The organism is Cupriavidus lacunae, assembly GCF_003353055.1.
Lineage (GTDB): Bacteria > Pseudomonadota > Gammaproteobacteria > Burkholderiales > Burkholderiaceae > Cupriavidus > Cupriavidus lacunae.
This window is the reverse complement of sequence record NZ_QKWJ01000093.1, coordinates 20942-28396: the sequence shown is the minus strand read 5'-3', so window position 1 is coordinate 28396 and position 7455 is coordinate 20942. Positions and strand designations below refer to the sequence as shown.

7 protein-coding genes are annotated in these 7455 nt (G+C 66.5%); 3 read left to right on the top strand and 4 right to left on the bottom strand.

Going from position 1 to position 7455, the window contains the following annotated elements; genetic code table 11:
- Positions 1-417: 417 nt before the first annotated feature.
- From DN412_RS36660 to thiL, 3 genes are all read right to left on the bottom strand, one after another.
- Positions 418-915, bottom strand: coding sequence for a CinA family protein (locus DN412_RS36660; RefSeq protein WP_115216018.1), 498 nt, complete (start codon positions 913-915; stop codon positions 418-420).
- Positions 916-980: 65 nt separating this feature from the next.
- Complete coding sequence (locus DN412_RS36655) at positions 981-1547, bottom strand: phosphatidylglycerophosphatase A family protein (RefSeq protein ID WP_115216017.1); 567 nt, start codon at positions 1545-1547, stop codon at positions 981-983.
- Between the two features lie 124 nt (positions 1548-1671).
- A complete protein-coding gene (gene thiL, locus DN412_RS36650) occupies positions 1672-2652 on the bottom strand; it encodes a thiamine-phosphate kinase (RefSeq protein ID WP_115216020.1) in 981 nt (326 codons plus the stop codon).
- Positions 2653-3049: 397 nt separating this feature from the next.
- Between thiL and DN412_RS36645 the strand changes: the two genes are divergently transcribed.
- The 3 genes from DN412_RS36645 (at position 3050) to DN412_RS36635 (ending at position 6737) form a co-directional block, all read left to right on the top strand.
- On the top strand, positions 3050-5374 hold the full coding sequence (locus DN412_RS36645; RefSeq protein ID WP_115216016.1) for an NADP-dependent malic enzyme: 2325 nt from the start codon (positions 3050-3052) through the stop codon (positions 5372-5374).
- Positions 5375-5751: 377 nt separating this feature from the next.
- Positions 5752-6123, top strand: a complete 372-nt coding sequence (locus DN412_RS36640; protein ID WP_115216019.1) for a guanyl-specific ribonuclease — start codon at positions 5752-5754, stop codon at positions 6121-6123.
- Positions 6120-6737, top strand: a complete 618-nt coding sequence (locus DN412_RS36635; RefSeq protein ID WP_115216015.1) for a barstar family protein — start codon at positions 6120-6122, stop codon at positions 6735-6737. Before DN412_RS36640 ends, DN412_RS36635 begins: the two co-directional genes overlap by 4 nt.
- 81 nt (positions 6738-6818) lie before the next feature.
- On the opposite strand, the gene DN412_RS36630 is transcribed toward DN412_RS36635, so the two are convergent.
- Positions 6819-7430, bottom strand: coding sequence for a YidB family protein (locus DN412_RS36630; RefSeq protein ID WP_115216014.1), 612 nt, complete (start codon positions 7428-7430; stop codon positions 6819-6821).
- Positions 7431-7455 lie beyond the last annotated feature (25 nt).

Below are 7455 nucleotides of genomic sequence, written 5' to 3'. Positions count from 1 at the left end.
CGCAAATTAGGACGTGGCCGTCCGCCTGCCACGTTAGGGCCGGCGCGAAGCGCAGCCGAAGGCGTCCCACCGACGCGGTGCTTAGCAGGCTGCCAACCGCCTAAAGTCGGGTTCGTCCAATAGCCCGTTGATGTGGGCACAGACAGGATGCGTAGCAGGCCCGAACCACCGACGCCATCGAACGGAAATCACCACCGCCCGAACCACCAACACCACCAAATTGGTGGCCAGCCGCCAGAGGCGACGCGTTTTTTGGTTACTTTTTGTCGCTCGGACAAAAAGTGACCCGCCCAGCAGGGCGGAACCAGGCGGTTAATCCTACGACAACAGGAAACCCGACCTACCTACCCAAGCCAACGAGCAGAAAGCCCCGCCGGCTACGCCGGCGAAACAGCCACGCCAGTCAAGCACGACACCCTACGCCTCATTCCGAACCAACTCCAACAACCCCCGCATCGCATGCTCAGCCGCCTGCCGCCGAATCTGCCCCCGGTCGCCGCGAAAGCGCTGGGTTTCGGTATGGGTGGTGATGCGGTTGCTCCAGCCGAAGCAGACCATGCCCACCGGCTTCTCCGGGGTGCCGCCATTGGGGCCGGCCACGCCGGTGACCGACAGCGCCACCTGCGCGCGGCTGTTGAGCAGCGCCCCCTCGGCCATGGCGCGCGCCACTTCCTCGCTGACCGCACCGTGGTCGCGGATCAGCTTGGCGGGCACGCCCAGCATGGTGGACTTGGCCTCGTTGGAGTAGGTGACGAAGCCGCGCTCGAACCAGCCGGACGAGCCCGATACGTCGGTAATGGCGGCGGCCACCAGTCCGCCGGTGCAGGATTCGGCGGTGGCGAGCATCAGGGATTTGTCGGCTAGGGCGACGCCGGCCTGGATGGCGAGCTGGTCGAGCAGGCGGCTGACGGACATGATGGATATGGGGTGGTTATTGGGAAATCCGCTTCAAACCGCTGGCGATGCGCGGCGATGGTGGCTCAGAACGAGCGCCACAGCGCAAACACCAGCAGCGTGTAGAACGCCGCGAAGATGTCGTCGAACATCACGCCGAAGCCGCCGCGCAGGCCCGGGCCCTTGAGCGTGCGGTCATAGTGGCCGATCGGTGCCGGCTTGGCGATATCGAACAGCCGGAACCACAGGAAGGCGGCGAATTGCCCCCAGAAGCCGGTCGGCATGACAAAGGCCAGCACCAGCCAGAAGGCGACGATCTCGTCCCAGACCATGCTGCCGTGGTCGTGCACGCCCATGTCGCGCGCGGTGCGGGCGCACGCCCACAGGCCCACCAGGAAGCCGCCGGCGATGATCCACAGCCAGGTAGTGGGTTCGATCCACAGCGAGATCACCACGTACGACAGCCAGGCGTAGAGCGTGCCGACCGTGCCCGGCCCAACGGGCGACAGGCCCGAGCCGAAGCCGAGGGCGATCAGGTGCGCCGGATGGGCCAGCATGAAGCGCGCGCTCGGGCGCGTGACCTTGACGGTCTGGCCGGCTTCCAGGGTCAGGGCGGGGTCGCGCGGCGCGGCCCCGGGAGGGAAGGTGGACATCAAAATTGGCTCGTGTGATGCAGTGACTGCTTATGGTTATGGCCGGCTCGCCTGCAATGCTCGCGGGACTCCCGTGCCCGCGCAGGCGCCGATGCCGGCATCATGACATGCCTGTGACCCGGTGTCAGGGGGCAGCAAAGTGGTCGAAGCTGGCGCCTTCGTAGCGGGTCGGGTTGCCGGCACCGTCGACCAGCCGCAGGCCGGGCTCGGGCGTGATCGCGCCGATACGCGTCAGCGGCAGCTCCAGGCGCTCGCTGATCGCGGCAATGGCGTCGCGATTGCCGGCGGGTGCGGTGAAGCACAGTTCGTAGTCGTCGCCGCCGGCCAGCACGCATTCGCGCTGGATGGCGTTCGGCTGGCTGGCCAGCACCGCCGAGCGCGGCAGCGCGTCGACGTCGACCAGCGCGCCCACCTGCGAGCGCTCCAGGATATGGCCGAGGTCGCCGACCAGGCCGTCGGAAATATCAAGTGCGGCATGCGCCACGCCGCGCAAGGCCATGCCCAGCGCCACGCGCGGCGTGGGCGTATCCATGCGGGGCCGGACCTGGCTGAACTCGGGTTCCGGCAACAGCCATTCACCGCGGCAGTCGCCCAGCGCCAGGCGGGCGTCGCCGAGCGTACCGGAGATCCAGATGTCGTCGCCGGTGCGGGCGGCGTCGCGGCGCAGCGCGGCGCGCAGCGGCACGTCACCGAACACCGTCAGCGACAGCGTCAGCGGGCCGCGCGTGGTATCGCCGCCGATCAGTTCGCAGCCGTGGGCGTCGGCCAGCGCCAGCATGCCGCCGGCGAGTTCGGCCAGCCAGGCGGGCTCGGCCTCGGGCAGCGCCAGCGCCAGCGTGAAGGCGCGCGGCTCGGCGCCCATGGCGGCCAGGTCGGACAGGTTCACCGCCAGTGCCTTGTGGCCGAGCGCGCGCGGCGCCACGTCCGGGAAGAAATGGCGGCCGCTGACCAGCATGTCGGTGCTGATGGCCAGGTGGTGGCCGGGGCGGCCTTCGATCAGCGCGCAGTCATCGCCCACGCCGAGCGCGGCCTTGCGCACCGGCCGCGTGAAATAGCGGCGGATCAGGTCGAATTCGGAAAGCTGGGCAGGCTGGGCGTGGGGCATCGTAATCGGAGACCGGCGGGGGAAGGGCGCAATCGGGATGGCTGCGCGTTGCGGGAAGATGCGTTGCGATTGCGGAACGATCCCTTGGCGTCCGCGCAGCGCATCAGGATGGGGCGCGCCCGGCATTTCAGCAAGATACTGCCGCGCACGACAGCCATGACCGCCTGGCGGTGCGCCGCTTCTGCCGGCAGGCGCTACGCTTGCTGGTATTGCCCCGGCGGATGGGGCATATTGTACCGAATCGCAAAGGTGCCCCAAGCAAAACGCTTATTGTGAAATAGTATTTCACTATATAAAATGCGGGGTTCCAAAGGAAGAGAAGGGCGGACACGTGGAGCCGGTCCGCCGATCGTCCCCGCCTCGTCAATGACGGCTCCACCGATTGGAAGATGCGCCGATGACCAGCCCTCAGCAGCCCCCGTCCCAAGACGATCTGAAACAGCAGCAGCGTGAGGCGCTGCGCAAAGCGGCGCTCGAGTACCACGAGTTTCCCACCCCCGGCAAGATCTCGGTCACGCCGACCAAGCCGCTGTCGAACCAGCGCGACCTGGCCCTGGCCTATTCCCCGGGCGTGGCCGCGGCCTGTGAAGAGATCGTTTCCGATCCGGCCAACTCCTTCCGCTACACCGCCCGCGGCAACCTGGTCGCGGTGATCACCAACGGCACCGCCGTGCTGGGCCTGGGCGACATTGGCGCCGCGGCTTCCAAGCCGGTGATGGAAGGCAAGGCTGGCCTGTTCAAGAAGTTTGCCGGCATCGACGTGTTCGATATCGAAGTCGACGAGAAGGACCCGGAAAAGCTGGTCCAGATCATCGCCGCGCTCGAGCCCACCTTCGGCGGCATCAACCTGGAAGACATCAAGGCACCGGAGTGCTTCTACGTCGAGCGCAAGCTGCGCGAGAAGATGAAGATCCCCGTCTTCCACGATGACCAGCACGGCACCGCCATCGTGGTGTCCGCGGCCGTCATCAACGGCCTGAAGGTGGTCGGCAAGGACATCAAGCAGGTCAAGCTGGTGGCCTCCGGCGCCGGCGCGGCCGCGCTGGCCTGCCTGGACCTGCTGGTCGACATCGGCCTGCCCATCGAGAACATCTGGGTGACCGACCTGGCCGGCGTGGTCTACGAAGGCCGCACCGAGCTGATGGACCCGGAAAAGGCGCGCTTCTGCCAGAAGACCGACAAGCGCAAGCTGGGCGAAGTGATCGACGGCGCCGACATCTTCCTGGGCTTGTCCGCAGCCGGCGTGCTCAAGCAGGACATGGTCCAGCGCATGGCCGACAAGCCGCTGGTGCTGGCCCTGGCCAACCCGAACCCGGAAATCGCGCCGGAACTGGTCAAGGAAGTGCGCCCGGACGCCGTGATGGCCACCGGTCGTACCGACTACCCGAACCAGGTCAACAACGTCCTGTGCTTCCCGTTTATCTTCCGCGGGGCGCTGGACTGCGGCGCCACCACCATCACGCGTGAGATGGAAATCGCCGCGGCCAATGCCCTGGCCGAGCTGGCTCGCCAGGAGCAGAGCGACATCGTCGCCACCGCCTATGGCATCCAGGACCTGTCGTTCGGTCCCGAATACCTGATCCCGAAGCCGTTCGACCCGCGCCTGATCGTCAAGGTGGCCCCGGCCGTGGCCGAAGCCGCGATGAAGTCCGGCGTGGCCGCCCGTCCGATCGAGGACATGGACGCCTACCGCCTGCAACTGCAGCAGTTCGTGTACCACTCGGGCACGGTGATGAAGCCGATCTACGCCGCCGCGCGCAAGGTCGAGATGGAGAAGAAGCGCATCGTCTTCGCCGAGGGCGAGGAAGAGCGCGTGCTGCGCGCGGTGCAGGTGATCGTCGACGAAAAGCTGGCCAACCCGATCCTGATCGGCCGTCCGGCCGTGCTGCAGCACCGCATCGAGCGCTTCGGCCTGCGCCTGCGTGCCGGCGTGGACTTCACCGTGGTCAACCCGGAACACGACGAGCGCTTCCGCGAGTATTCCGACGCCTACTACCGCATGATGGCCCGCGAGGGCATCACGCCGCAGTACGCCAAGCTGGAAATGCGCCGCCGGACCACCCTGATCGGCGCAATGCTGGTGAAAAGGGGCGAGGCCGACGGCATGATCTGCGGCACCGTCAGCAACACCGCGGCGCACCTGCGCTATATCGACCAGGTGCTGGGCGGGACCAACAAGGTCTACGCGGCGATGAATGGCCTGGTGCTGCCGGGCCGCCAGATCTTCCTGGTGGACACGCACGTCAACGTCGACCCGACCGCCGAGGAGCTGGCCCAGATCACGCTGATGGCTGCCGAGGAACTGAAGCGCTTCGGCATCGAGCCCAAGGTCGCGCTACTGTCGCATTCGAACTTCGGCTCGTCCGAAGCGCCTTCGGCCCGCAAGATGCGCGAAACCCTCGCCATCCTGCGCGATCGCGCCCCGGATCTGGAGATCGACGGCGAAATGCACGGCGACAGCGCGCTCGACCAGAAGCTGCGCGACCAACTGGTGCCGGACGGCTCGCTCAAGGGCGAAGCCAACCTGCTGGTGTGCCCGAATATCGACGCGGCCAATATCTCGTACAACCTGCTCAAGGTTGCCGCGGGCAACAACGTCGCGATCGGGCCGATCCTGCTGGGCGTGAAGGCGGCGGTACACATCCTGACGCCGTCGGCCACGGTGCGCCGCATCGTCAACATGACCTCGCTGGTCGTGGTGGATGCTGCTGCCAAGCGTTAAGCCGCTTGCATGGCCGGCAGACAGGCCAATGTGACGGAAAGCCGGGTTCGCCCGGCTTTTTTTACGTCCGTATGTGCATGGTTAGTATGCGCACACATACGCTTAACATATTGAAACAATTGAAGAAATAGCGCGACAACAGTGCTGGGATTGATTAATTGCGTGCATGCGCGTAACCTTACGCCTTTGATACAGGCGCTCGCCATGAGCGCCCCGGTGCGGCCGGCATCCATCGCGCTCCTCTACGGGTAGCGCAGGGCGCTGGCCAGGGTGGCCCGGACAGATCGTCTACCCAACCAGCGGCAGGCTCGATTTCCGGTTCAACCAAGACAAGCAACGTGGGTTTCCAAGTTCCTCTGATGCGGCACGCAACGCGCATGCTGGCCCGGTCCATGACCGGCGCGGCGCTGGTGCTGGCCCTGGCGCAGCCGGCGCTGGCACGCCAGGCGCAGACCGAAGGGATGGGAACCATTGCGGTGCAACAGTTGCCCAACGATGCACGGCAGACCCTGGAGCGCATCGAAGCCGGCGGCCCGTTCCCGTATGACAAGGACGGATCGCGATTCGGCAACTACGAACGCGCCCTGCCGCAACGTGAACGCGGGTATTACCGCGAATACACGGTCAAGAGCGCCAGGAGCCGGAACCGGGGAGCCAGGCGGATCGTCTGCGGCGGGGAACAACGCGCCGCCAACGATTGTTACTACACGGAAGATCACTACAACAGCTTCAAACGGATACTCAAATGATGACTGACATTTTCGGATTGGGCGACGCCCTTGCCGCCCGCGAAGAGCGCGGCGCCGGAGATGGCTGGCAGCGGGCTCAGCAGCAGGCCCAGAACCTATACGACAACGTGCTGATGATGCCGAGCCAAGAGCTCAAGCAAAAACTCCCGCCCGCGACCGCACCCGTGGCCATGCCCGCCGGTCCTGGCTGGAATGACGGCACCAGCGAGGGGGCCATGAACCTGTTCAAGACGGTGCGTCCGAACATCGTCCAGTCGATCCGCGCTTTCCGCGTGCCTGAGCTGGCCCAGGCGGCCGCCGATCTCGGGCAGCATTTCCTCTATGCCAATTGCGCCCATTGCGCGAGCAAGGCGGAGATCCTGGAAACCATTGCCACGTCGTTCACCTTCCCGAAGCACTTCGGCAAGAATTTCGACGCACTGGCCGACTGCCTGACCGACATGATCTACAAGGCCGGCCCGCAGCCGGGCTTCGTGATCGTGCTGGAAGGCCTGCCGATCGCGCAGAAGTTCGACAAGGAAGCGCGCGAGGTGCTGCTCGACGTGTTCCGTGACGCCGCTGAGTTCTGGGGCGAGCGCAAGGTGCAGTTCCGGGTGTTCTATTCGTTCGCCTGATTGCGCTGGCGTGGCCGTTTCACGGCATAGCAAGCAAAAAGCCCGCTGATGCGGGCTTTTTGCTTGCTGGCGGGAGCAGTCTTATTCCTGCGCCGGCAGGTGCCCATGCGGGGTTAGCCGGTCGATCAACTCCGGCAGGCCTTCGCTCAGGTGCGCGGCCACGTCGTCCTGCGACATGCCCGTCGTCTGCGCCAGCGATTCCAGCGCACCAGTGTCGCCCAGCGCATTGCTCAGCGCCGACGGCGTGACCGGCTGGTTGGCGCCGCTGCCGATCCACGAATTCACCTGTTCACCCAGACCGGCCTGCGCCAGGATCTGCTGCAGCGCGCCGATGCCGCCGGCGGCCGCGCCCATTGCCTGGGTGTTGGCCGGTGCGCCGCCCTGGCCGCCAAGCAGGCCGCCGAGCAGCGAGCCCAGGTCGAGGCCACCAGTTGCAGCGCCGGGCGCTGCGCCGGCACCGCCGAGCATGCCGCCCAACAGCCCGCCGAGGTTGCCCAGCCCGCCCAGGCCATCATCGGCCTGCGCTGCATCGCCCGCAGCGCCTGCCTGCCCGCGGCCACGCATGGCCAGCGTCGCCAGCAGGCCGAGCGCCATCATCAGCTTGGGGTCGAGCCCGCCGGCACCGCCGGCCTCGCCGCGCGCGCCGCCGAGTTGTCCGAGCACGCCGCCCAGCACGCTATCGAGTAGTCCCATGGTCGACTCCTTCCAGTCAGGGTTG